Below are 23,343 nucleotides of genomic sequence, written 5' to 3'. Positions count from 1 at the left end.
GGCTAAAGCCGTGAACCATTTCGAGTACCGCGACGGCATCCTCTACGCCGAGAACGTTCCCGTTCCCGACATCGCCAAGGCCGTTGGCACACCCTTCTACTGCTATTCCACCGCGACGCTGGAGCGCCACTACCGCGTATTCGCCGAAGCCTTCAACGACGTCGACTCCATGGTCTGCTACGCCATGAAGGCGAACTCGAACCAGGCGGTGCTGAAGACCCTCGGCAAGCTCGGCGCTGGTATCGACGTCGTGTCCGAAGGCGAGCTGCGCCGCGCGCTGGCCGCCGGCATCCCGGCAAGCCGCATCATGTTCTCCGGCGTCGGCAAGACGCCGCACGAGATGGATTTCGCGCTCGAAGCCGGCATCTACTGCTTCAACGTCGAGTCCGAGCCGGAGCTCGAGATCCTCGACCAGCGCGCCGTCAAGGCAGGCAAGAAGGCTCCCGTTTCCTTCCGCATCAATCCTGATGTCGATGCCAAGACGCATTCGAAGATCTCGACCGGCAAGAAGGAAAACAAGTTCGGCATTTCATGGGAACGCGCCCGCGCCGTCTATGCGCGCGCCGCCACCCTGCCGGGCATCGAGGTTACCGGCATCGATATGCATATCGGCAGCCAGATCACCGAGCTGCAGCCTTTCGACGACGCCTTCAAGCTGTTGCGCGATCTCGTCGATACGCTGCGCGGCGATGGCCACGACATCCATCACGTCGATATCGGCGGTGGCCTCGGCATCCCCTACAAGGACGACAACAACCCGCCGCCGCTTCCCGATGCCTATGCGGCGATCGTCAAGAACCAGCTGCGCAGCCTCAACTGCAAGATCGTCACCGAGCCCGGCCGCCTCATCGTCGGCAATGCCGGTATCCTGGTGACCGAAGTCCTCTATGTGAAGGATGGCGGCGAGAAGACCTTCGTCATCGTCGATGGCGCCATGAACGACCTCATCCGCCCGACGCTTTACGAAGCCTATCACGAGATCAAGCCTGTGGTGATTTCGGCCGCCAACGCGCCGCGCATCAAGGCCGATATCGTCGGCCCGGTCTGCGAGACCGGCGACTACCTGGCGCTCGATCGCGAAATGGCGATGCCGAAGCCCGGCGATCTCTTTGCCGTGATGTCCGGCGGCGCCTATGGCGCGGTGCAGGCGGGCACGTATAACAGCCGCCTGCTGGTTCCCGAAGTCCTGGTGAAGGGCTCCGAGTTCCATGTTATCCGGCCGCGCCGGACCTACGAGGAACTGATCGGCCTCGATTCCGTCCCGGCCTGGCTCGACTGACGAAAGCATCACTTTTTGGCGACTGGGCGTGAAAAACCGGCATTAGCAGCTGGCCGCCCTCGCCTTCGCCACAAAGAGTGTTATCCTTTCAGCATGCGAGCGAATTGCTGAGCAATCGCCGGAAGCGCCCACTGTTACTCTAACACGCCATGGCGGAGACCGGATTGAAGAAGAGCCCAGGCAGGCAGGGACATGGTGCATTTGCCATCAGGCCATCTCTTGCGAGGCTGGTTGCGGTAAAGCGGCTCTTCGCGCGTGTCGTCCTCCTTTCCGAGCAAATCTTGCCGCCGCTGGTGCCGGTTCTTTCGGTCATCGCGCTTTATCTGGCCTCCTCCTGGTTCGGCCTTTTCCGCAGCGTCCCCGATATCGCCCGCATTCTGCTGCTGATCGCCTTTGCCGGAGCGCTGGTTGCCGCGCTGATCCCGTTCCGCCGCCTGCGCTGGCCGGATACGGCGGAAGCCGACCGCCTTCTCGAAGAGCGCAACGGCCTGCCGCACCAGCCGGTCACCGTGCAGGAAGACGAACCGGCCTTCGACACACCCTTCGCCCGTGCCCTTTGGCGCGAACATCAGACGCGCATGGCCGAGAAGATCGCCGCACTCGATGCCGGTTTCCCTCGCCCTGACATCGCCAAGCACGACCGTTTCGCTCTTCGCGCCATTCCGGCGCTGCTCGTCGTCATGGGCTTCGGCTATTCGCTGTCGACCAATGGCGGCTCGATCGCCGACGCCTTCCAGCCACCGGTCGAGCAGGGTGAAAGCAATCCGGCCGTGCGCATCGACGCCTGGGTCACGCCACCCTCCTATACCGGCCGTGCGCCCGTCTACCTCACGGCAACAGGTACCGAACAGGCGCCCATCAACGTCCCGCAATTCTCCAACCTGACGGTGCGCGTCAGCGGCGGCCAGGCCGACGAGAAAGTCGTCTTCAAGAAGGAGAACGGCGAGGCGAAAGAGATTGCCGCTGAAAAGCAGGCAATCCAGCAGCCGCTTGGCGCGCCGCAGCAACCCCAACAGCCGCAGCCACAGCAGGCGGCAGCCGGCGAAACACCTGTTCCCGCAGCGCAGACGCACCTGATGAAGCTTGAGGAAAACGGCGCGCTGCAGCTGAATGGCCGAAGCTGGACCTTCAACGTCATCCCCGACAAGGCGCCCGAAATCGCCTTCGACGGCATCCCGAAGGCAACCGTCAACGGCGCGCTGGAGATCAAGTTCACCGCCAAGGACGATTACGGCATCCAGGAAGCCCATGCCGAAATCCTGCCGGTGGAGACCGATCCGTCAGCCAAGCCGCTCTACCCGCTTCCCGATTTCCGCCTCGAGATTCCGCGCCGTAATGCGCGCGACGCAAAGGGCGTCAGCAGCAAGAACCTGACCGAGCATCCGCTCGCCGGCAAGCGCGTCCGCGTCACGCTGGTTGCCAAGGATGGCGCCGGCCAGATCGGCCGCAGCCCGCCGCACGAAATGACGCTGCCTGCCCGCCCGTTCAACGAGCCGCTGGCCGCAGCCGTTGCCGAGGAGCGCCAGGTCTTCGCGCTCGATACCCGCAAGATGCCCGAGGCGATCGCGCTGAACGAGGCGCTGACGATCCGCCCCGAAGAGACGATCCCGAAGCTCACAAATTACCTGCTGATCGAATCCGCATTGGCGCGCATGAAGCTCGCCAAGACCGACGAGCAGCTGAAGGACACCGCCGACTATCTCTGGGACATCGCCCTCGGCATCGAGGATGGCGACCTCTCTCAGGCCGAGCGTAACCTGCGCAACGCCCAGCAGAACCTCGCCGACGCCCTGCAGCGCAATGCGCCGGACGCCGAGATCAAGAAGCTGATGGACGAGCTTCGCAAGGCAATGAACGACTACATGAAGGAGCTCGCTCAGCGCATGCAGAATGCGCCGATGACGCAGCCCAACCAGAATGCGCAGATGCTGCGCCAGCAGGATCTGGAGCGCATGATGGACCAGATCGAAAACCTTGCCCGCTCCGGCAACCGCGATGCGGCCCAGCAGATGCTGTCCGAACTGCAGCGGATGATGAATAACCTGCAGGCAGGCAGGCCGCAGCAGGGCCAGCAGCAGCAGGGCGACAACAGCCAGATGCGCCAGCAGATGGACAAGCTCGGCAAGATCCTGCGCGATCAGCAGCAGCTGATGGAACAGACCTTCAAGCTGGACCAGCAGCTGCGCGACCGCATGCAGCGCGGCGACCCCGACATGGGCATGAACGATCCACTGCTCGACAACATGATGCCCGGCCAGGACGGCGAGCAGCAGGATCAGGGTCAGCAGCAACAGCAGCAGGGCCAGAACGGTCAGCAGGGCGATCAACAGTCGAACGAGATGACCGAGCAGCAGCTGCGTGACGCGCTGAAAAAGCTGCGCGAGCAGCAGGATGCGCTCGGCAAGCAGCTCGGCGAGTTGCAGAAGGGCCTCGGCGACATGGGCATGAAGCCCGGCCCGGGCTTCGGCCAGGCACAGCGCGAGATGGAAGGCGCCGGACGCGAACTCGGCCAGGGCCGCGGCGATACCGCCGTCCAGGGCCAGGGCCGCGCGCTGGAAGCCCTGCGCCAGGGCGCCCGCGACATGATGAGCCAGATGATGCAGGCACAACAGGGCCAGCAGGGTCAACAGGGACCGAACGGCCAGGTTGGCCAGGGTGACCAGAACGGCCGCGATCCGCTCGGTCGTCCGCGCCGCGCCGACGGCCCCGATTTCGGCGACACCGTCAAGGTACCCGACGAGATCGACGTCCAGCGTGCCCGCGAGATCCTCGATGCCATCCGCGAGAAGCTCGGCAACAACCCGCCGCAGGAAATGGAGCGGCGTTATCTGGAGCGGCTGCTCGATATTCAGTAATCGGGCGGCCGAAGGGCTCGCGTTTTTCGGTCAGCTTCGTAATGTCAATCTTGACGATTGACGAACGACAGCGATTCGATGGCAATTCTCTTCAAGACCGCAATCAGCGAAAACTCGGCATTCGAGATGATCGAACGGGCGCTGTCAGGCGCCTACCAGTATGACGGCTATCTCAACGTCGTCAGCGATGCCGGCGAGACGGCCTTGTCCTGGGGCCCGGCAATGCATGCCGAAGAGTTCAAGGCCGAAGTCAGCGAGATCCTCAGGAAGACATGGGATGCGGCCCGCTTCTGGATCATCTACGAGCGCCGTGAAGACAGGCGGGATCCCGAAGCGACCGATATCCGCAACGCGGCCTTCCGCATCACCCGCGGCTATAGCGGCGTCATCGTTATCACGCTCAGCCTGCTCGGAAAGCGGGACAGCGACAATGACATCGAACTGGTGTTCGTCTGCTTCGAGCAGGATTTTCACAGGCGGAATTTCCGGGTGCGCTACGAAGGCAAATTCGTCCCCGACGATAACTGAGGCTGCCCGAAATCAGGCAGCCAGAGCGCGGGCAACCGCCTTGCGGATATCGGGAAGCGCAAATGGCTTCGAGACCACATCAACGATCTTTTCTGCGAGATCATCAGCGCGCTCGCGCTGTTCGGCATAGCCGGTCATCAGCAGGATCTTCAGCGCCGGAAACGCCGACTTTGCCTGGTGTGCCAATTCGATACCGTCCATGACGGGCATACGAATATCGGAGAGCAGCAGGTCGTAAACGCCGTCCTTCAGCTTCTCCAGTCCCTCGGCACCATCGGCCGCTTCTTCGGTCTCATGACCGTCGAGCCGCAGTGCCCGGGCGACGAAAGAACGGAGGGAATCTTCGTCTTCCGTGATCAGAATTTTTGCCATGATGTGCATCGCTCCGTCTTCATGCCCCAAGACGGAGATCGCACGCCGCTCCTTTGCGATCGGTAAACAGCGGCGGGCGATGGACGGGATGGTTAACAACCCGTCTGCATCCGGGACGGCTCAGGCGTCGCCGGTGACGACGCCGACGAAGGGCAGTTCGCGGAAAGCATAGGCAACGTCCATGCCGTAGCCGACGACGAAATAGTCGGGGCATTCGAAGCCGACATAATCAGCCTCGAGCTTTTCCTTGCGCTTGACGCTCTTGTCGAGCAGCACGGCGATCGTCACGTTGCGGGCGCCGCGTTCGAACAGCAGTTCCTTAGCAAACAGCAGCGTGCGGCCGGATTCTAGGATGTCGTCGATCAGGAGGACGTCGCGGTCCTTCACGTCGCTGTCGATATCCTTGACGATGCGAACGCCCTGCGAAACCGTTCCCGTGCCGTAGCTCGACAGCGTGATGAACTCGACCTCGGGGGCGAGACCGTTGTTGTGCAGCGCCCGGATGAGGTCGGCGGCAAAAATGAACGACCCCTTCAGAACGGCAATGACCAAAAGGTCCTTTGTGGGACCTTCGGCGATCTGCTTTGCCATCGCATCATTGCGCTCGGCAATCTGCTCGGCAGTGAAAAGAGGCTCGATATTTTTTCCGCGCACGACAGGCATACGGCTTGCTCCGTGAAAATGAAGGGTAAGCCGTTAGCACATTAGAGGCGGAGAAACACCCTTAGGGCATGAATGACAGCCGGACTTCCGGCATTTTTCCACCAGAGTGCTGGACGCGCGCCGAAAATCCGCGGCTCTCGCCGCCATAGATGACGTCAGCGGGCGGGTTGATGACGATGCTTGCGGTCAGCCTGCCGTCGCTGACAAGATCGGCGCGGATCGGCCGCACGGTCTGGGTCGTGCCGCTCTCGTTTTCGAGAATGCCGTTGATCATCAGGATGCGCATGCCGTTGGCATCACGCGGCGTCAGTGTCACGTGGGTGAAATGCAGCGGCGATCCCGCGGCCGCCTGGTCCTCTGCCTGCAGCCCGGAAAAGCCGCCGGAAAGGCCGAAAACCAACAGGAAAAGTAGGAAGACCAGCGCCGTGAAGCTCTTGAACGACGCCTGCTGCAGATGCTCCTCGACACCGCGGGCGATGCCCGCTGCAGCCGAAAACGCCTTGGGGGGCTCCGCCTTCCTGACGGCTGCGGCCTGTTGCTTGCGATTGTCGTTGAAGCTTTTGGCGTTGAACGCCTGCGACTGCCGGCCGCCGATGACGACGAATTCGGCATCCGAGATATCGGCAGGGCGAGCGCTCGCCCGCGGCTGGCGCGCCGCCCGGTCTGGCGGCAGGAAATCATAAGCGTGGCCGGGCGAACGGCGGCTGAACGAAGATGCTTCCATGATGACGGCCTTTCAGCTCTTCACATGGTTTCAGTGCATGGACGATCCCAGGCATTGAAACGAATCCCGCCCAGTCGTAAATTTTAATGGTTAATGCTTCGCTAAATCTGGCATCGGCCGGGCATCTTTCCGCCGAAATTTACCGGTTGTTAATCGAGTTGGTTAACAAGTCGATGGTGTGAAACCTCGAACAATCTGAGTTGCCCGTTGATCCACTTCGAGAATGTCGGTTTGCGCTATGGTATGGGACCGGAAATCCTCCGGGACCTGACCTTTGACATTCCGAAAAAGTCCTTCCAGTTTCTGACGGGTCCCTCCGGCGCCGGCAAGACCACGCTGCTGCGTCTTCTGTTCATGTCGCTGCAGCCGACCCGCGGTCTGATCCGCATGTTCGGCCGCGATATCTCCGATATTCCGCGGCCCGAGCTGCCGCTGCTGCGCCGCCGTGTCGGCATCGTCTTCCAGGACTTCCGCCTTCTCGATCACCTGACAACCTATGAAAACGTCGCGCTTCCGCTGCGCGTGCGCGGCAAGGACGAGAGCACCTACAAGACCGATGTGCTGGAACTCCTGAAATGGGTCGGCCTCGGCGAGCGCATCAACGTGCTGCCGCCGGTGCTGTCTGGCGGCGAGAAGCAGCGTGCCGCGATTGCTCGGGCGCTGATCGACCGCCCCGAAATCCTGCTAGCCGATGAGCCGACCGGCAACGTCGACCCGCCGATGGCGCGCCGCCTGCTCAATCTCTTCCTCGAGCTCAACCGGCTCGGCACCGCCGTCGTCATCGCCACCCACGATCTGGCCCTCATGGACCAGGTCGAGGCGCGCCGCATGATTCTTTCCGGGGGGCATCTCGACGTCTATGACTGAGCGATCCTCCAAGAAACCGGCGGCCGAACCCGCAGCGCAGCAGAAGCGCCCGGAAATGCGCGTGCGCCCGACGGCCCCGATCCTGCCGCCCTCGAATATTCAGGGCAACGCGCTGATGGTGGTGATCGCCATCATGGCTTTCCTCGCCTGCCTGACGCTTGGCGGCGTCAGCATGGTGCGGTCGACGGCTGCTAGCTGGGAAAGCCAGATCTCCCGCGAGATCACCATTCAGATCAAGCCGGACGACGGCCTCGACATGGAAAAGGCGCTGAACCAGGCCCGTGATATCGCCATGACCTTCGTCGGCACCAAGAGCGGCCAGATCGTCGATGAGGCGGCAACGGCACGCCTGCTCGAGCCCTGGCTCGGCAGCGGTCTCGACCTCAAGGAACTCCCGGTCCCCAGGCTCGTTATCGTCACGATCGATGAAAACAATCCGCCGGATTTCGAGGCAATGCGCTCGCTGCTCAAGGACAGTATCCCGCAGGCGACGCTGGACGACCACAGAACCTGGGTCGACCGGCTGGTCTCGATGGCGCATACGACCGTGATGATCGGCACCGGCATCCTGCTCCTCGTCTTCACCGCCATGGTGCTGACTGTTGTCTTCGCGACACGCGGCGCCCTGTCCGGCAATCGCCATATCGTCGAGGTTCTGCATTTCGTCGGCGCAGAAAGCTCTTTCGTCGCCACCGAATTCCAGAAGCACTTCCTGAAGATCAGCCTCAAGGGCTCGGCGATCGGTAGCGCGCTTGCCGCCCTCTTCTTCGCCAGCGCCGGCTTCCTGCAGAGCAAGACCATCGCCACACCGCAGACCGATCAGGCAACCGCGCTGTTCGGCACCTTCTCCGTCGGCGCGCTCGGCTATGCCGGCACCTTCGCGACGATGATCATCATCGCCCTGCTGACGACCCTGACGGCGCGCGTTACGGTCGTCCGCACGATATACGAGATCGATACACTCCGCTCCGATCCGACACGAACAGACGGGATAGCGAGCTGATGACAGCGATCACATTTACCGCCGCCTTTGCCTGTTCCCCGCCGCAATCTCGATATATGCACGACTCATGACCATGGGCTATACGCGACGCAATCCGATTCGGCCCGATCCGGCACTTGCAAGCTACCGGGTCGAGACGCCGCGCCGCGGCCCGCTGCGCCGGATGCTGCGCTGGAGCGGATTTGCCTGCATTCTCGCCATCGCCCTGATCTTCGGCGGCTTCCTGCGTTTTGCCGATTCGATCACCACGATGAAGCCGCCGGCAGACCCGAAGGCCGACGCGATCGTCGTCCTGACAGGCGGCTACCAGCGCATCGACCAGGCCGTCGAGCTATTGCAGAAGGGCGCCGGCAAGCGCCTGCTGATCTCCGGCGTCCACCCCTCCACGACACCCGCACAGATCCGCAAGACGACGACGGGTTCCGCCGATCTCTTCGATTGCTGTGTCGATATCGGCTATGACGCGATCGACACGATCGGCAATGCCGAGGAAGCCTCGAACTGGATCCACGCGAAGGGCTATAAAAGCGTTCTCGTGGTCACCAATAATTACCACATGCCGCGGAGCCTCGCCGAACTTGCCTATGTCGATAGCGACACGCAGTTCATTCCCTACCCGGTCGTCAATTCCGACCTGAAGACCCGCGCCTGGTTCATGGATCCGAATGCGCTGCGCGTCATGCTGGCGGAATATGGCAAGGTGCTGCTCGCCGGCGCCCGCAATATCACCGGCTTCGGCCGCCATCCGGGCCTGCGCTCGGCGGAGATGGGCGGCGAAGGCTGAGCCAAACCGTCTTTTTATGGCAGCGATAATCGTGTAGGCAGATCGCAACCGCCCTGCCCGCGGATATAGGCTTTTCGGGAATCCTTATGCTCGCCCTGCGTTCCGTTCTCTTCAACACGATCTTCTACGTCAACCTGATCATCCGGATGATCGTGCTCTCGCCCTATTACTTCATCGTGTCGCGCGAGACGGCCTACCGCATCCCGAAGAACTGGGCGCTTTCCAATCACTGGCTGATGGAAAAGATCGTCGGCACCACCTTCGAGATCGAAGGCCTGGAGAACCTGCCCGATGGCAGCTATATCCTGGCGCCCAAGCATCAGTCCTTCTGGGACACGTACGCGATCCTGCCCTGGCTGAAGGATCCGGTCTATATTCTGAAGCGCGAACTGATGTGGATCCCGCTCTTCGGCTGGTATGCCAAGAAGCAGCGGATGATCCCGGTCGATCGCGGCGCCCGCGGCAAGGTCATGGTCGAGGTGCTGAAGCGCACCAAGGAAGAGCTTTCGACAGGCCGCCAGCTGATCATCTATCCCGAGGGTACGCGCCGTCCGCCGGGCGCCGAGCCGGTCTACAAATACGGCATCGCCCGCATGTACCGCGACCTCAACATCCCCGTCGTTCCCATCGCCATGCATCCCGGCCTGTTCTGGCCGCGCCGCAGCACCATGCGCTATCCCGGCCATTTCAAGGTCCGGATCCTCGCCCCGATCCAGCCGGGCATGGATCCCGACGCCTTCTTTGCACATCTGATCGACGTGACGGAAAAGGCAAGCGACGAGCTGCTGCTCGATACCGTCGCCCGCAATCCGGACCTGCCGCTGCCGCAGACGGCGATCGATCGTCTGGCGGTCCTGCGCCAGACAAAGGCTGCGTCAGCGTAATCTAGGCCGCGCGCAACCGCTCGACTTCGCCGACCACCTGCTCCAGCCAATGATCGCGAATGCCCATCTCCTTCAGATGGGCAAGCGTATTGAAGACATAGGCGTCGTTCGGCCCCGACTGGCCCTCTGCGCGATCGACCACGCGAGCCGCCTCAAGCGCATCGAGCGCGCCGGCATATTGCCTGTGCGCGCGATCGACGACATAGGTCACCGCCTTCACGGCGCGTCCATCAGCCAGGAGAAGCGGCACCTTCCGCTCCAAATAGACATTGGTGACGAGCTCGCGCGCCCGGAGATACTCGATTACCTCTTCCCAATTTTCACGCGCTACCGAAAACGCCATGCCGCGGCATGAACCGCCGCGATCGAGCCCGAGCACGAGCCCCGGATTTTGCTCGGTACCGCGATGAACCCAGGAGCGGACGCAGAGCGAACGCCTGTAGCCATAAATCAGAGCCTGCGACCGTTCGGCAAACTCAAAGCCCGGATTCCACATCAGGGATCCGTAGCCAAACACCCAAAATTCGTCCATATCGCAAGCCAGACCGAGATTCCCATTCGCGATTCACCATTGGAGAACATCATGGCAGCGTCAAGCCAATCCGGTAGCAGCAGAAAATTCTGGTGGCTTGGATTGGGCATCGTTCTGGTTATCGCGATCTATACCGGCGGCTGGTTCTATGCCGCCTCGCAGCTCAAGGACACGGTGCTGAAGGCGATCGCGCCGCGCAATACCGCTGGCGTCAGCGGCGAGTGCACGGATATCGATTTCCGCGGCTATCCCTTCCGCATCGGCCTCTATTGCTCGAAAGTGGATGTCGACGACAACAAGAACGGCGTATCCGCAAGCTTCGGCGCCCTGCGCTCTGCCGCACAGGTCTATGCGCCCGGCCATATCGTCTGGGAACTGGATTCTCCAGCCGAAATCCGCACGGCCAACGGCCTGACGGTCAACGCCCAATGGGCGAACCTGCAATCGAGCCTGATCACCAAGCTGCGCGGCATCGACCGCACCTCGACCGTCATCGAGGGCCTGAAAGCAACCGCGATTTCCTCCTATGACGGGCAGACGATCAACGTCGATGCCGGCCGCACGGAAATCCATCTGCGCCAGAACGAAGGCGATCTCGACGGCGCGATCTCGCTGCAGGACGCCAATACCGTCATCAAGGATTGGCCGCAGGTCTTCCCGAAATTCTCAGCCAGCGCCGATGTCACGCTCGCAGGCAAGGCAGGCATGGTCGACGGCAGCGACAGGCAGGGCATTTACGGCGCAAACGGCGAGCTGCGAAAGGTCGTGGTTGATATCGGTGACGGCAAGGTAATGACGCTGACCGGCCCCTTCTCCTTCGACGAGCAGGGTTTCCTCTCGGGCAAGTTCAAGCTGGAGATCGAGCAGCTCGGCCCTTGGCGCGACAGCATCAAGCAGGCCTTCCCGCAGGTCGCTAAGACGGTCGATACCGCCGCCAAGCTCCTGAAGGCGCTGGCCGGTGGCGGCGAGCGCGCTTCGGTGGATCTGGTCGTCAATCGCGGCGAGGCGACCATCAGCGGCTTCATTCCGCTCGGCTCGATCCCGCCGATCTAAAGCGTTTCTTGAAAAACGCCCCCGGATCAGCTCTTCTTCTGATCCTGCCCGTGCGGGCGGCCGAAATCCGGCGCATCGACGTCCTGGCCGGCCTGGATGATCGAGCGGCGAATGGTGCGGGTGCGGGTGAAGAGCTCGAACAGCTTGTCGCCCTCGCCCCAGCGGATCGCGCGCTGCAGATAGGCGAGATCTTCTGAGAAACGTGCCAGCATCTCAAGGATTGCATCCTTGTTGTGCAGGCAGACGTCGCGCCACATCGTCGGGTCGGATGCCGCCAGACGCGTAAAGTCGCGGAAGCCGGATGCCGAATACTTGATGACTTCCGATTCCGTCACCGTCTCCAGATCATCGGCGGTGCCGACGATGTTGTAGGCGATGATGTGCGGCAGATGCGAGACGATCGCCAGCACCTTGTCGTGATGTTCCGGATCCATCTCGTCGACGCGGGCGCCGAGCGCTTCCCAGAATGCCCTGAGCTTGGCGATCGCAGCCGGATCGGTATCGGCAACCGGCGTGAAGATACACCAGCGCTGCTCGAACAGCCCTGGGAAACCGGCATCCGGACCGGATTTTTCGGTACCGGCGAGCGGATGGCCCGGGATGAAATGGACGTTCTCCGGCATATGCGGCTGCATCTGCGCGATAACCGACGCCTTAGTGGAGCCGACGTCGGTGACGATCGCGCCCGGCATCAGAGTGCCTGCAATTTCCTTCGCGACGCTGCCCGAGGCACCAACCGGCACCGACACAATCACCAGATCCGCACCCTTCACGGCTTCCGCCGCCGACGGCACGTAGCGATCGCCGAGCCCGAGCTCTTGCGCCCGCTTCAGCGTTTCGGCGCTGCGGGTCGAGACCACCACTTCCTTGGCAATCCCCAGCCGCTTGACGTCATAGGCGATCGAGGAGCCGATGAGGCCGATACCGATAAGCGCGATGCGGTCGAACTGGATCGTCATACCTTACGCCCCATAAACTCGCCGAGCGACTCGATAACGCCGCGGTTTGCTTCTTCCGGACCGACGCTCATGCGCAGCGAGTTCGGGAAGCCGTAGCCCTTGACGGCGCGCAGCACGTAGCCGCGGCTGGTCAGGAACTCGTCGGCATCGGCAGCGCGCTTGCCGTCGGCATCCGGGAAGTGGATCAGAATAAAATTGGTCACCGACGGCGTAACCGTCAGGCCAATGGCCTCGAAGGCACCCTTGAGCTTCTCGATCCACATCAGGTTGAAGGCGACGGCGTCCTGAACATGCGCCTGGTCGCGAACAGCCGCAGCACCTGCGGAGATTGCCGGCGCATTCATGTTGAACGGGCCGCGGATGCGGTTGACGGCATCGATGATCTCGGCCGGCGCATACATCCAACCGACGCGGAGCGCTGCCAGACCATAGACCTTCGAGAAGGTGCGGGTCATGACGACGTTTGCGTTGGACGAGACGATCTCGATGCCGGATTCATAATCGTTGCGGCGGACATATTCGGCATAGGCTGCATCGAGCACCAGCACGACATCCTTCGGCAACGCGGCCTGCAGACGGCGGATCTCGCTGACCGGCACATAGGTTCCGGTCGGATTGCCCGGATTGGCGATGAACACCATTTTGGTCTTTGGCGTCACGGCGGCGAGGATCGCGTCGACGTCGACCGCGTGATCCTTCTCCTTGACGGTCACGGGCGTCGCACCCGCGCCCATGATCTGGATCTTGTAGACCAGGAAGCCGTGCTCGGTGATGATCGCTTCGTCGCCGGCACCGAGATAGACGTGGCAAAGCAGGCCAAGCAGCTCGTCCGAGCCGTTGCCGCACATGATGTTAGCCGGATTCAGACCATGAACCGCAGCGATCGCTTCGCGCAGCTCATGGGCCTGGCCATCGGGATAGCGCTCGAGATTGCCGGCAGCGCTCTTGAATGCCTCGATCGCCTTCGGGCTGGCACCGAGCGGCGTCTCGTTGGAGGAGAGCTTGTAGACGCGCGCAACGCCCGGCGCATGTTCCTTGCCCGGCACATAGGCTGCGATATCCAGGATACCGGGACGCGGAACGGGCTTGCTCTTCTCAACGCTCATAGCTTCGACCTTGGAAAAATGCCGGGAAATCCAGCTCAAAATTGCCATGTGGCAATAAAGGGGAAAGCGGCTTTTGTCGAGCAGGACTTAGCGGTTGCGGGTCGTCGGAACGCCGTGCGGTGCCAGAACCGGCACAAAAACGCGCCGCGAAGCGCGAGCAGCCACCGGCAGCCCCTGATAGAGACGCTTCTGCGCCTCGACGATGATGACGCCGGAAAAGGCCGGCCAGAGCGTGCGCCCGATCCGCTCGAAGCCGCGCCGCAGGCTGAGCACCGTGCGCAGCTTGGACGGCGGGAAGAACAGCGCCTCGGCCGTGGCGCCCGGCGTGAAATTGGTCTCGCGCAGCAGATGCGTCAGCTGGCCACGCGAATAGGGCCGGCCCGAACCGAAGGGCGTGTGCTCCATGCGCGCCCAGACGCCGCGGCGGTTCGGAACGACGATGACGAGACGCCCGCCCGGCGCCAGCACGCGCCAGAGCTCCTTCAGCGTCTCCCGCGGGCTCTCGGCAAATTCCAGCGAATGCACCATCAGCACACGGTCGATCGACGAGTCCGGAAGCGGCAGTTCCTCGTCGAAGATCAGGGCCGTCGACGACAGCGAGCCCATCGGCCAGTTCACCGCGCCCTGCCCCGCCGGCATGAAGGCGAAGGTGCGCTCGGTATCGGCGCTGAATCGGTCGAGGAAAGGCACGGCATAGCCGAGACCGATCAATCGCTCCTGCGGCAACCGGACCCAGAGCGACGACAGCGCCATGGCAATCGACTGCTCCGCCAGACGGCCAAGCTCGGAATGATAAAACTGGCGTAGATCGACAATATCCGCGTGCATTGCACTAAATGTTATCAGTGGGCGGTTGGACTTCAAGGCCGGAGCCTCTACATTCCGGACATGTCCGTGGGAAAGAGGCCGCTTAGACTATGAAACCTTTGGAATTAGAAGTTTTTCTCTGCCGATCCGATAATTTTGGCGTTCTCGTGCATGATCCGGAAACCGGCCTGACAGCGACGATCGACGCGCCGGATGCGGCTGCCGTCGAGGCGGCTGCCAAGCGCCGCGGCTGGCGCATTTCGCATATCTTCACTACCCATCACCATACCGACCATGTCGAAGGCAATCTGGCGCTGAAGGAACAGTTCGGCTGCGAGATCATCGGCCCGGTCAACGAAGCCGTTGCCATTCCCGGCCTCGACAAGACGATGGCTGATGGCGACAGCTTCACCTTCGGCGACCATACGGTCAACGTCATCGAGACACCCGGCCACACCGCGGGTCACATCTGCTACCACTTCGTGGACGACAAGTTGCTCTTTGCCGCCGACACGCTCTTCGCGCTCGGCTGCGGCCGCCTGTTCGAGCGCCCAGCTGCCGACATGTGGCATTCGCTGCAGAAGCTTGCGGTGCTGCCGGATGAGACTGCCGTCTATTTCGGCCATGAATACACGCTGTCGAACGCCCGCTTCGCCCTGACGATCGACCCTGACAACGAGCGGCTGAAGGCCCGCGCGGCCGAGATCGAGGCGCTGCGCGCCGAGGGACGCTTCACGATCCCGACGACCTTGGCGCTGGAAAAGGAAACCAACCCCTTCCTACGCGCCGCCGACCCGGCGATCCGCCGCAACCTGCTGATGGAAACCAAGACGAACGAAGAGGTCTTTGCGGAAATCCGCAAACGCAAGGACAATTTCTGATGTCTCCAGACGAGATCATCGAGACGCTTTCGATGCAGCCGCACCCGGAAGGCGGCTGGTACGTCCAGACCTTCCGCGACACCAATGGCGGCGAGCGCGGCCATTCGACGGCGATCTACTATCTCCTGAAAGCCGGGCAGCGGTCGCATTGGCATCGCGTCCACGATGCCGCCGAGGTCTGGCACTATTATGCCGGAGCGCCGCTCGCCCTGCACCGCTCGGAAGATGGCAGCAGCAGCGAGACGCTGAAACTCGGCACCGATTTTGCCAAGGGTGAACGCCCGCAGGCGATCATCCCGGCGAACTGGTGGCAATCAGCCGAAACGCTCGGCGAATTCACGCTGGTCGGATGCACCGTGGCCCCCGGTTTCGAATTCTCGAAATTCGAAATGGCGCCGCCGGACTGGAAGCCGGAAGCCTGATTACTCGGCCGCGGCAGCTTCCGCTGCGGCCGACTTCCGCCGGAACATTTCCTGCGCCGCCAGCACCGCACCGCCGGTCACCAGCAGGCAGGCGAAGGCAATCCGCAGGCTCGGCTCGGCAAAGCCGAACAGCGTCAGGATCAGCGTCGAAAGCAGCGGCGCCGCATAGCTGGCGGCACCGAGGATCTGGATATCGCCGTTTTTGACGCCGTAATCCCAGGCATAGAAGGCTGCTCCGACAGGGAAGAGCCCGAGGCCGACCACAGCCAGCCATTCAAAGGACGTTTCCGGCCAGACCGTCGTTTCCAGGCCGATATGGCAGATCAGAGACAGGACGGAGGTGGCAAGGCAGAAGCCGGTCACCACATCCGTCGACACCGCATCGAAGCGGCGCGTCAGCAGCGAGTAACCGGACCAGGTGAAGGCGCAGAGGAAAGCTGCGCCATAGCCGACGGCATAGGCGCCGTCGAAATTGATGCCGTTGCGGCCAACGATCAGGAAGGTGCCACAGAGCCCGGCGAGCGCGCCGGCAACGTGATACCAGCGCAGCCTCTCGCCCGGCAGCAGCGCCGAGCCGACGACGATCAGCAGCGGCCAGAGATAGGCGATCAGCCCCGCCTCGACAGCCGGAGCGTTCCTGAGCGCCGTGAAATAGAGAAAGTGGTAGCCGAAGAGACCGGCGATCCCGATTATCCACACCTTCGCCGGCTGCTTCAGCAATGCGAGCCGCGAGGGATTGAGAACGAGCACGGCAATGCCGGGAATACTACCGATGGCAAAGCAAATCGCCGAAAGCTGAAACGGCGGCATCTTGCCGGAGGCGGCAGTAAAGAGCGCCAGAAACGACCACATCAGAATGGCCGTGAACCCGATCAAAGTCGCCCGAAGCTTCATCATGTCCCCCGAAACCGGAGACAGGCTCCGTCAGCTTGCGCTGTATTTCACTGCCTTGATCGTCACTGTTCCGTACTGCGTCGGAATACTGACGTAGACAGGAGCATATACATTCGCGGCGTCGGCCTTGGCAAACCAGATTTCCATCTGGCCGCTCTTGCTGAGGTAATCGATATCCTTGCGGCCCTTCTTGTATCCGGCCTTCGGCACGAAGCGCACGCTGCAGACCGTCGCCTGACCGGCGAAGCCATCCGTTTCGAAATCTTTCGATCCCTTGGGCGACAGCACCAGATCCATGCGCATCTCGCCGTCATAGATCGGCAGCCGTTGCGAGCAGAGCTTCGTATCACCGGGGAAGATCAGCCCGGAGATCGGGTCGAGCACGGCGCGCATGTCGCCCGGCTTGAGATTGACCCAGTTGTTCGGCAGCTTCCGCTCCGGCTTCACCGTCGTCGAGACGATATTGCCGTTGGCATAGCGAACCTCATAGGTGCGCGCCCGCTTGCCGCTCTTGTAATAGAGGTAATAGCGCTGCGCCTGCAGCCGGTCGTCGCGGATGACGCCATCGACACTGGTCTTGGCCGAGATCGTCGTCACCAGATCGGCGAGGCCCGCCGAACTGATATCGCCGGAAACCTTGTAGCTCTTGTCATCCTCGATCTTGGTGACGAAGGCCGCACGCGCGATCGGCAGGATGCCGAGGGCGACGCGATATTCCGTGCGATGGCGGATTTCTTCCGCACCTGCCGGAACGGCCATCAACGCCGCGGTTGCCGCGATCAAAATTCGTCTGCCCGAAAGAGCCATGAAGCAAGCCTTGTTTGACGGGCGAAACCCGCCCTGTTAAGCGGTCTATACTCTGCCCGCCCCGCGAAGCAAACACGAGCTTTTTGACAGAATTGCGGGAAAGGCCAAGGTTTGGCTTGACGCGGGCGGCCGCTCTGACTATAGAACCGCAACTTTCCAATCATGGCCTTGGATTGCAAGCCCGGTTTTGCCGTGCGTCGCAATTTGATGGCTGAGAAAAACAAGAATAGGTGTCAAATGTCTCGCGTGTGCGAATTGACCGGCAAGGCCGTCCTCGTTGGCAACAATGTCAGCCATGCCAACAACAAGACCAAGCGTCGTTTCCTGCCGAACCTGTGCCAGGTTACGCTGATCTCCGACGCTCTCGGCCAGCGTTACCGTCTCCGTGTTTCGGCCCACGCTCTGCGTTCGGTTGAACACCGCGGTGGCCTCGATGCGTTCCTGATCAAGGCAAGCGAAAACGAACTGTCGATGCGCGCTCGTCTGCTGCGCCGCCAGATCGTCAAGAAGACTGCAGAAGCCGCTGCCGCTGCTTAAGCATCGGCCAGCTTTCTTCTCGAAAGTTTCAAAAGGCTTGCACGGTTGATACCGGACAAGCCTTTTGCTTTGCCGGCATGGTGCCGGCCAAAATTTGTTCACTCCAACTGGTGGCATCACCCAGGATAAAAAAATGCTGAAGACACGCTATCTGCTTATCTATGTGGCCCTGATGACGCTCGTCGTCGTCGCCTCCAACTTCCTCGTTCAGTTTCCGCTGAACGCCACGGTTGCCGGCATCAATCTTGCCGACATCCTGACCTGGGGCGCCTTCACCTATCCGATCGCCTTCCTGATCACCGACCTGACGAACCGCCAATTCGGCCCGCAGACCGCCCGCAAGGTCGTTTTCGCAGGCTTTGTCGTCGGCGTCGGCCTATCTTTCTATACGGCCGTCCCGCGCATCGCGATCGCTTCCGGTTCCGCCTATCTGGCAGGCCAGCTGCTCGACATCTCGGTCTTCAACCGCCTTCGCCGTCAGGCCTGGTGGCGCGCGCCGCTGGTCGGCTCGCTGATCGGTTCGGCGCTCGATACGATCATCTTCTTCTCGTTCGCATTCGCCGCCTTCTTCGTCTTCTTCGGCCCGAACGAGCCCTTCGCGCTCGAAACGGCACCGATCCTTGGCGTGCTCTCGATCGAGGCCCCGCGCTGGATTTCCTGGGCGCTCGGCGACTTCACCGTGAAGATGCTGGTCGGCCTCATCATGCTGCTGCCCTATGGCGCGCTGATGAACACCCTGCGCCCGATGCAGGCAACGCCTGCCCGCTGATTGCAGCAAGGGCCGCCGGCGCTAAGCCTGCGGCCTTTTCTTTATCAATGCTGCATGGCCCAGAACCTGCGCAACGAGATCGCCGACCGGCTGTGACGAGTCGAGCCTCAGCAACGGCGTGGCCCTCTCCTTCAGCCATTCCTCATGCGAAGCAGCGCTCCGCCGCTCCGGCCCCGCCGTATCGTAGCTCTCGGCCCATTCCAGAAACTCCCGGCTCTTCTCTGCCATATCGCCGCCCGGCTTGATCCGGTCGCCGTAGCGCGTCTCCTCACGCCGCCGGATGCGCGCCATGCGCACTACAGGATCGATCTTGAGGAAGACGATGAGATCGTAGAGCGGCTCGAACTCGGCCGCCCATTTCAGCGCCGAGCCCGAGAGCACCCAGCCATCGGCGGCCCCGATCGCCTCGCGCAGCATTTCTACGCGTGCCTCGACCGGCCGCTGCGTCGTGAAGGGCGGATCGGTCGGCATCCAGAAGAAGTGATCGGTATCGAGATGACGGATCCCGAGCTTTTCGGCGAGCGCCTGACCGAGCGTGGTGGTGCCGGAGCCTGAGGCTCCCATGACATGGATGTTCAGCATGGCTCTCTCGAAACGGGTGAAGGGAGGGAGCAGATAGCGGAAAGTTGTGACAGTTGTTCGGCGGCGCGCTCAGTCGAGGAGCCGGAATTCCAGCATCATGTTCCGCTGCAGGATCGAATGGTTGTCATCAGACACGAGGATGATATGCGTCGAGCCATCCTCCGCCTGGAAGGCATCGAGCCCTTCCATATTGTCGATCTCATAGCCGAAATCGGCCGTCATCAGTACCTTGCCCGTTGCAACCGCACCGGGCCGGATTTCGGCAGCAGCGATCCGCCGGATGCGCATGCCGATGCCGTTCGCCATATTGAAGCGCCGCTCCAGAAGCAGCAAGTCGCCATCCGGCAGGAACGCGCCGTCGGTCGGGTCGAAATCATCGCTGCGACTGACCGTGAACCGGCCCTTCAGCGGCCCCTCCAGGATCGCCGCATAGACGTTTCCGTCATCATCAAGGCTCTCTTCCGAAACGATGACTGCAGCGCCCTTCAGGGCGCTGTCTGCGGGCGCGATTGCCACCGTCTCGAGGCTGCGGTTGCCCCTGAGCTCGTCGCGCGGAATGAGGATCGGCAGCGTGCCAACGGCGGCTGATGTCGCGAAGCCTTGGCGCGGATAGATATCGACGCGGTGATTGCCCTCGAAGGAGACCAGCGCCCGTTCCCTGTCGAGCGCCAGCCCCTCGGCATCCATACGGCCCTTGCCTTCGAAACTGCGGCCCGTGCGATCCTGCATCGGCGTGATACCGACATCGGCAAGACCGGAGAGGCGGCCCTGCGCATCGCGCACCAGCGAACCCGTCAGCCAGTGGCCCGTATCGAGAACGCCCGCCACATGCTTGCGGTCCGGATCGACCTTGATCGACGACCACGAGCCAAAGATCCGGTTGCTCGAAACCATCTCCAACCCGCCGATAAATTCCAGCGGGCCGAACCTTGTTTCGTCAGAGCCGATCTTGAAGGTGGTGATGACGCGGCTCTCGATCGGAGCGCTTTCTGCGAAGACCGCAGACGGCAATCCCGCGAGGCAGGCGGCAAGGGTGGCCACGCGGGAAAGAGCGATCATACGGGTCAGCTGGCGCGGCGGAGGCGCCCGCCACGCGGCTCGGCCGCGTGATCCTCGAAGAGCGAAGCCAGCTGCTCGGTCATCGCGCCTGCAAGTTCGTCAGCATCGACGATGGTGACGGCACGGCGATAATAGCGCGTGACGTCGTGGCCGATACCGATGGCCAGCAGCTCGACCGGCGAACGCGTCTCGATCTGCTCGATGACGGCGCGCAGGTGCCGCTCCAGGTAGTTGCCCGGATTGACCGACAGCGTCGAGTCATCGACCGGCGCACCGTCCGAAATCATCATCAGGATACGGCGCTGTTCACGGCGGGCGAGGAGGCGGTTATGCGCCCAGATCAGCGCTTCGCCGTCGATGTTTTCCTTCAGCAGGCCTTCGCGCATCATCAGGCCGAGATTGCTGCGGGCGCGGCGCCACGGAGCATCGGCGGACTTGTAGATGATATGGCGCAAGTCGTTGAGACGGCCCGGCGTCTGCGGCTTGCCACCGGCAAGCCAGCTCTCGCGTGCCTGCCCGCCCTTCCAGGCCTTGGTCGTGAAGCCGAGGATCTCGACCTTGACGCCGCAACGTTCCAGCGTACGGGCCAGAATATCGGCGCAGGTCGCGGCAACCGTGATCGGACGTCCGCGCATCGAACCGGAATTGTCGATCAGCAGCGTCACGACGGTATCGCGGAACTGCGTATCGCGCTCCATCTTGAACGACAGAGCCTGCATCGGATCGATGATCATGCGCGTCAGGCGCGCCGGATCGAGGTAACCCTCTTCGAGGTCGAAATCCCAGGAGCGGTTCTGCTGCGCCATCAGACGGCGCTGCAGGCGGTTCGCGAGACGCCCGACGGCACCCTGCAGATGCGCCAGCTGCTTGTCGAGGAAGGCGCGCAGGCGCTCCAGCTCGGCAGCGTCGCACAGCTCTTCGGCCGTAATGATCTCGTCGAATTCCTCGGTGAAGACGTGATAGTCGACCTTTTCGTTGAAATCGGCAAAAGGCGTGTTCGGGCGGCGGGTTTCGCCCGGCGTCTCGGAATCGTCCTCGCCCTCTTCCATCATGTCGTCGTCGGAGATCTCGGCGCCTTCGGTCTCGCCGTCCTCCATCTGCTCGTCGGCAACTTCGCTGTCTTCGACAGGTGCTGCATCCGAGCCGGCATCTTCGTCGACTTCGTCCTGATCCTGCTCGTCGCCGCTCGGCTGATCGTCCTGATCCGAATCCTCGTCGGTCTCCGGCTCGCTGTCGTCGTCGCCATACTCCTCGGCCATTTCCATGGCCGACAGCATGTTGCGGATCACCTTCGAAAAGGCCTGCTGGTCGTTGATGACGTTCGAGAGGTTATCGAGCTCGGCACCGGCCTTGTCTTCGATGAAGGGCCGCCAGAGATCGAGCACCTTGCCTGCGGACGCTGGCGGCTTCTGACCGGTCAGCTTCTCGCGGACCATCATGGCGACGGCTTCGCCGATCGGCGCATCTTCCTGGCGTTCGATGCCGGAGAAATTGGCCTTGGCGTATTTTTCCTCGGTCATGGAGCGCAGGTTTGCAGCCATGCCCTCCATGCGCAGCGCACCGATCGACTCGACACGCGCCTGCTCGACGGCATCGAAGACCGCGCGGGCATCCGAGCCCTGCGGCGCCATCGTCGTGTGAACCTTCTCGTCGTGGCAGGCAAGCCGGAGCGCCATGGAATCGCCGAGACCGCGGGTCACCGCCAGCTCATGCGCCGTCGGGCGCTTCGAAAGTTCGGGCAGCCGGATACGCTCGGCCGTCATTCCCGGACGTTCGTTGGCGAAGGTCACTTCCACTTCGTCGTCACCGGCGATTGCGCGAACGCAGCCGGTTATCGCACGCCGCAACGGCTCCACATCGACGGGGCCGTTGGGCTTGGCTTTCGAATTGTCACCACGAGATGCCATGATCGACCGGCCTTAGGCCTCCAGCACGATGTTGGCAGCGCTTTCCTTCAGCTCGACGCCAAAGGCACGCTGATAATGCTCGGCCACGAGCGCACGCTCGAGCTCATCGCACTTGTTGAGGAAGGTGACGCGGAACGCGAAGGCGAGATCGCCGAAGATCTCCGCATTCTCGGCCCAGGTGATGACGGTACGCGGGCTCATGACGGTCGACAGGTCGCCGTTCATGAAGGAAGCGCGCGTCAGGTCGGCAACGCGCACCATCTTCGAAACGGTGTCGCGGCCTTCCTTGTCCTTGCCGAAGGTCTTCACCTTGGCGGCGATGATGTTCACTTCGTGGTCGTGCGGCAGATAGTTCAGCGTCGTCACGATCGACCAGCGGTCCATCTGTGCCTGGTTGATCTGCTGCGTGCCGTGATAGAGGCCGGTCGTATCGCCGAGACCAACGGTGTTGGCGGTCGCGAACAGACGGAAAGCCGGGTGCGGACGGATAACGCGGCTCTGGTCGAGCAGCGTCAGGCGGCCGGCGGATTCCAGAACGCGCTGGATAACGAACATGACGTCAGGGCGGCCGGCGTCGTATTCGTCGAAGACCAGCGCGACGTTGTGCTGGTAGGCCCAGGGCAGGATACCGTCCTTGAATTCGGTGACCTGCAGGCCGTCCTTGACGACGATCGCGTCCTTGCCGATAAGATCGATACGGCTGACATGGCTATCGAGGTTGATACGCACGCACGGCCAGTTGAGGCGCGCAGCGACCTGTTCGATATGCGAGGACTTGCCGGTACCGTGGTAGCCGGAGATCATGACGCGGCGGTTATGCGCAAAGCCAGCAAGAATGGCGAGCGTCGTCTCGCGGTCGAACAGGTAATCCGGGTCGAGGTCCGGCACATATGCGTCGCCCTTGCTGTAGGCAGGCACACGAATATCGGAATCGATGCCGAAAACCTCACGGACCGAAACAGTGGTGTCCGGCAGAGCGGGAATATCTAAGTCAATCTTGCTCATCACGTCTCCAAGGCGGGCAAAACACCCGGCCATATCTCTCAGGCCATTTCACGACCACGACGAT

At 62.2% G+C, this 23,343-nt stretch carries 25 protein-coding genes; 12 read left to right on the top strand and 13 right to left on the bottom strand.

Features of this window, described 5'->3' with window-relative positions; genetic code table 11:
• The first annotated feature begins 10 nt into the window (after window positions 1–10).
• From lysA to ACQZ5H_RS26880, 3 genes are all read left to right on the top strand, one after another.
• Complete coding sequence (gene lysA / locus ACQZ5H_RS26890; protein ID WP_449099482.1) at window positions 11–1,279, top strand: diaminopimelate decarboxylase; 1,269 nt, start codon at window positions 11–13, stop codon at window positions 1,277–1,279.
• Between the two features lie 149 nt (window positions 1,280–1,428).
• Window positions 1,429–4,134, top strand: coding sequence for a TIGR02302 family protein (locus ACQZ5H_RS26885; RefSeq protein ID WP_449099481.1), 2,706 nt, complete (start codon window positions 1,429–1,431; stop codon window positions 4,132–4,134).
• A 78-nt stretch (window positions 4,135–4,212) separates the two neighbouring features.
• A complete protein-coding gene (locus tag ACQZ5H_RS26880) occupies window positions 4,213–4,662 on the top strand; it encodes a hypothetical protein (protein ID WP_112720268.1) in 450 nt (149 codons plus the stop codon).
• Window positions 4,663–4,674: 12 nt separating this feature from the next.
• Here the strand turns inward: ACQZ5H_RS26880 and ACQZ5H_RS26875 are convergent, their stop codons facing one another.
• The 3 genes from ACQZ5H_RS26875 to ACQZ5H_RS26865 all read right to left on the bottom strand — a co-directional run bounded on the left by ACQZ5H_RS26875 (window position 4,675) and on the right by ACQZ5H_RS26865 (window position 6,421).
• Window positions 4,675–5,034: a response regulator gene (locus ACQZ5H_RS26875; RefSeq protein WP_130284240.1), complete on the bottom strand. Its 360-nt coding sequence runs from the start codon at window positions 5,032–5,034 to the stop codon at window positions 4,675–4,677.
• A gap of 120 nt (window positions 5,035–5,154) precedes the next feature.
• The gene (gene hpt / locus ACQZ5H_RS26870; protein ID WP_112720206.1) at window positions 5,155–5,697 is read right to left on the bottom strand and encodes a hypoxanthine phosphoribosyltransferase; all 543 of its coding nucleotides are present in this window, start codon (window positions 5,695–5,697) and stop codon (window positions 5,155–5,157) included.
• A 61-nt stretch (window positions 5,698–5,758) separates the two neighbouring features.
• A complete protein-coding gene (locus tag ACQZ5H_RS26865; protein ID WP_449099480.1) occupies window positions 5,759–6,421 on the bottom strand; it encodes a hypothetical protein in 663 nt (220 codons plus the stop codon).
• Window positions 6,422–6,628: 207 nt separating this feature from the next.
• Between ACQZ5H_RS26865 and ftsE the strand changes: the two genes are divergently transcribed.
• The 4 genes from ftsE to ACQZ5H_RS26845 all read left to right on the top strand — a co-directional run bounded on the left by ftsE (window position 6,629) and on the right by ACQZ5H_RS26845 (window position 9,959).
• On the top strand, window positions 6,629–7,288 hold the full coding sequence (ftsE, locus tag ACQZ5H_RS26860) for a cell division ATP-binding protein FtsE (RefSeq protein ID WP_112720204.1): 660 nt from the start codon (window positions 6,629–6,631) through the stop codon (window positions 7,286–7,288).
• A 55-nt stretch (window positions 7,289–7,343) separates the two neighbouring features.
• Complete coding sequence (locus ACQZ5H_RS26855) at window positions 7,344–8,291, top strand: cell division protein FtsX (protein ID WP_449099512.1); 948 nt, start codon at window positions 7,344–7,346, stop codon at window positions 8,289–8,291.
• A gap of 67 nt (window positions 8,292–8,358) precedes the next feature.
• Entirely contained in the window at window positions 8,359–9,075 is a 717-nt protein-coding gene (locus ACQZ5H_RS26850) for a YdcF family protein (RefSeq protein ID WP_112720202.1), read from the top strand.
• Window positions 9,076–9,161: 86 nt separating this feature from the next.
• A complete protein-coding gene (locus ACQZ5H_RS26845; protein ID WP_449099479.1) occupies window positions 9,162–9,959 on the top strand; it encodes a lysophospholipid acyltransferase family protein in 798 nt (265 codons plus the stop codon).
• Window position 9,960: 1 nt separating this feature from the next.
• Here the strand turns inward: ACQZ5H_RS26845 and ACQZ5H_RS26840 are convergent, their stop codons facing one another.
• On the bottom strand, window positions 9,961–10,491 hold the full coding sequence (locus ACQZ5H_RS26840; protein WP_449099478.1) for a gamma-glutamylcyclotransferase: 531 nt from the start codon (window positions 10,489–10,491) through the stop codon (window positions 9,961–9,963).
• 51 nt (window positions 10,492–10,542) lie between these two features.
• On the opposite strand from ACQZ5H_RS26840, the gene ACQZ5H_RS26835 reads away from it, so the two are divergent.
• Window positions 10,543–11,544, top strand: coding sequence for a DUF2125 domain-containing protein (locus ACQZ5H_RS26835; protein ID WP_449099477.1), 1,002 nt, complete (start codon window positions 10,543–10,545; stop codon window positions 11,542–11,544).
• Window positions 11,545–11,570: 26 nt separating this feature from the next.
• On the opposite strand, the gene ACQZ5H_RS26830 is transcribed toward ACQZ5H_RS26835, so the two are convergent.
• The 3 genes from ACQZ5H_RS26830 to ACQZ5H_RS26820 all read right to left on the bottom strand — a co-directional run bounded on the left by ACQZ5H_RS26830 (window position 11,571) and on the right by ACQZ5H_RS26820 (window position 14,473).
• Window positions 11,571–12,503, bottom strand: coding sequence for a prephenate/arogenate dehydrogenase family protein (locus tag ACQZ5H_RS26830; RefSeq protein WP_112720198.1), 933 nt, complete (start codon window positions 12,501–12,503; stop codon window positions 11,571–11,573).
• Window positions 12,500–13,609 carry a histidinol-phosphate transaminase gene (gene hisC, locus ACQZ5H_RS26825; protein ID WP_413710402.1) on the bottom strand — a complete coding sequence of 370 codons (1,110 nt, stop codon included), beginning with the start codon at window positions 13,607–13,609 and terminating at the stop codon, window positions 12,500–12,502. Before hisC ends, ACQZ5H_RS26830 begins: the two co-directional genes overlap by 4 nt.
• A gap of 87 nt (window positions 13,610–13,696) precedes the next feature.
• Window positions 13,697–14,473, bottom strand: coding sequence for a class I SAM-dependent methyltransferase (locus ACQZ5H_RS26820; RefSeq protein ID WP_112720196.1), 777 nt, complete (start codon window positions 14,471–14,473; stop codon window positions 13,697–13,699).
• Window positions 14,474–14,526: 53 nt separating this feature from the next.
• On the opposite strand from ACQZ5H_RS26820, the gene gloB reads away from it, so the two are divergent.
• Both gloB and ACQZ5H_RS26810 read left to right on the top strand, forming a co-directional pair.
• Entirely contained in the window at window positions 14,527–15,297 is a 771-nt protein-coding gene (gene gloB / locus ACQZ5H_RS26815; RefSeq protein WP_449099476.1) for a hydroxyacylglutathione hydrolase, read from the top strand.
• Window positions 15,297–15,719: a cupin domain-containing protein gene (locus tag ACQZ5H_RS26810; protein WP_130284258.1), complete on the top strand. Its 423-nt coding sequence runs from the start codon at window positions 15,297–15,299 to the stop codon at window positions 15,717–15,719. The genes gloB and ACQZ5H_RS26810 overlap by 1 nt, the downstream gene beginning before the upstream one ends.
• On the opposite strand, the gene yddG is transcribed toward ACQZ5H_RS26810, so the two are convergent.
• Both yddG and ACQZ5H_RS26800 read right to left on the bottom strand, forming a co-directional pair.
• Complete coding sequence (yddG, locus tag ACQZ5H_RS26805) at window positions 15,720–16,613, bottom strand: aromatic amino acid exporter YddG (protein ID WP_413711273.1); 894 nt, start codon at window positions 16,611–16,613, stop codon at window positions 15,720–15,722.
• A 30-nt stretch (window positions 16,614–16,643) separates the two neighbouring features.
• Complete coding sequence (locus tag ACQZ5H_RS26800; RefSeq protein WP_449099475.1) at window positions 16,644–17,420, bottom strand: DUF3108 domain-containing protein; 777 nt, start codon at window positions 17,418–17,420, stop codon at window positions 16,644–16,646.
• A gap of 237 nt (window positions 17,421–17,657) precedes the next feature.
• Between ACQZ5H_RS26800 and rpmB the strand changes: the two genes are divergently transcribed.
• Window positions 17,658–17,957, top strand: coding sequence for a 50S ribosomal protein L28 (gene rpmB, locus ACQZ5H_RS26795; protein WP_112386143.1), 300 nt, complete (start codon window positions 17,658–17,660; stop codon window positions 17,955–17,957).
• A gap of 133 nt (window positions 17,958–18,090) precedes the next feature.
• Window positions 18,091–18,726 carry a VUT family protein gene (locus tag ACQZ5H_RS26790; RefSeq protein WP_199627828.1) on the top strand — a complete coding sequence of 212 codons (636 nt, stop codon included), beginning with the start codon at window positions 18,091–18,093 and terminating at the stop codon, window positions 18,724–18,726.
• A gap of 21 nt (window positions 18,727–18,747) precedes the next feature.
• Here ACQZ5H_RS26790 and ACQZ5H_RS26785 read toward each other — a convergent pair whose 3' ends face one another.
• From ACQZ5H_RS26785 to cobS, 4 genes are all read right to left on the bottom strand, one after another.
• Window positions 18,748–19,308, bottom strand: coding sequence for an ATP-binding protein (locus ACQZ5H_RS26785; protein ID WP_449099474.1), 561 nt, complete (start codon window positions 19,306–19,308; stop codon window positions 18,748–18,750).
• A 69-nt stretch (window positions 19,309–19,377) separates the two neighbouring features.
• Window positions 19,378–20,367 (bottom strand): esterase-like activity of phytase family protein, encoded by a 990-nt coding sequence (locus ACQZ5H_RS26780; RefSeq protein WP_449099473.1) that lies wholly within the window; start codon window positions 20,365–20,367, stop codon window positions 19,378–19,380.
• A gap of 5 nt (window positions 20,368–20,372) precedes the next feature.
• Window positions 20,373–22,274: a cobaltochelatase subunit CobT gene (gene cobT, locus ACQZ5H_RS26775; RefSeq protein ID WP_449099472.1), complete on the bottom strand. Its 1,902-nt coding sequence runs from the start codon at window positions 22,272–22,274 to the stop codon at window positions 20,373–20,375.
• 12 nt (window positions 22,275–22,286) lie between these two features.
• A complete protein-coding gene (gene cobS / locus ACQZ5H_RS26770; RefSeq protein ID WP_112720187.1) occupies window positions 22,287–23,279 on the bottom strand; it encodes a cobaltochelatase subunit CobS in 993 nt (330 codons plus the stop codon).
• Window positions 23,280–23,343 lie beyond the last annotated feature (64 nt).

Source organism: Rhizobium sp. 21-4511-3d, assembly GCF_053522545.1.
Note: the sequence above shows the minus strand (reverse complement) of the source record. Positions and strands in the feature narration are given on the sequence as shown.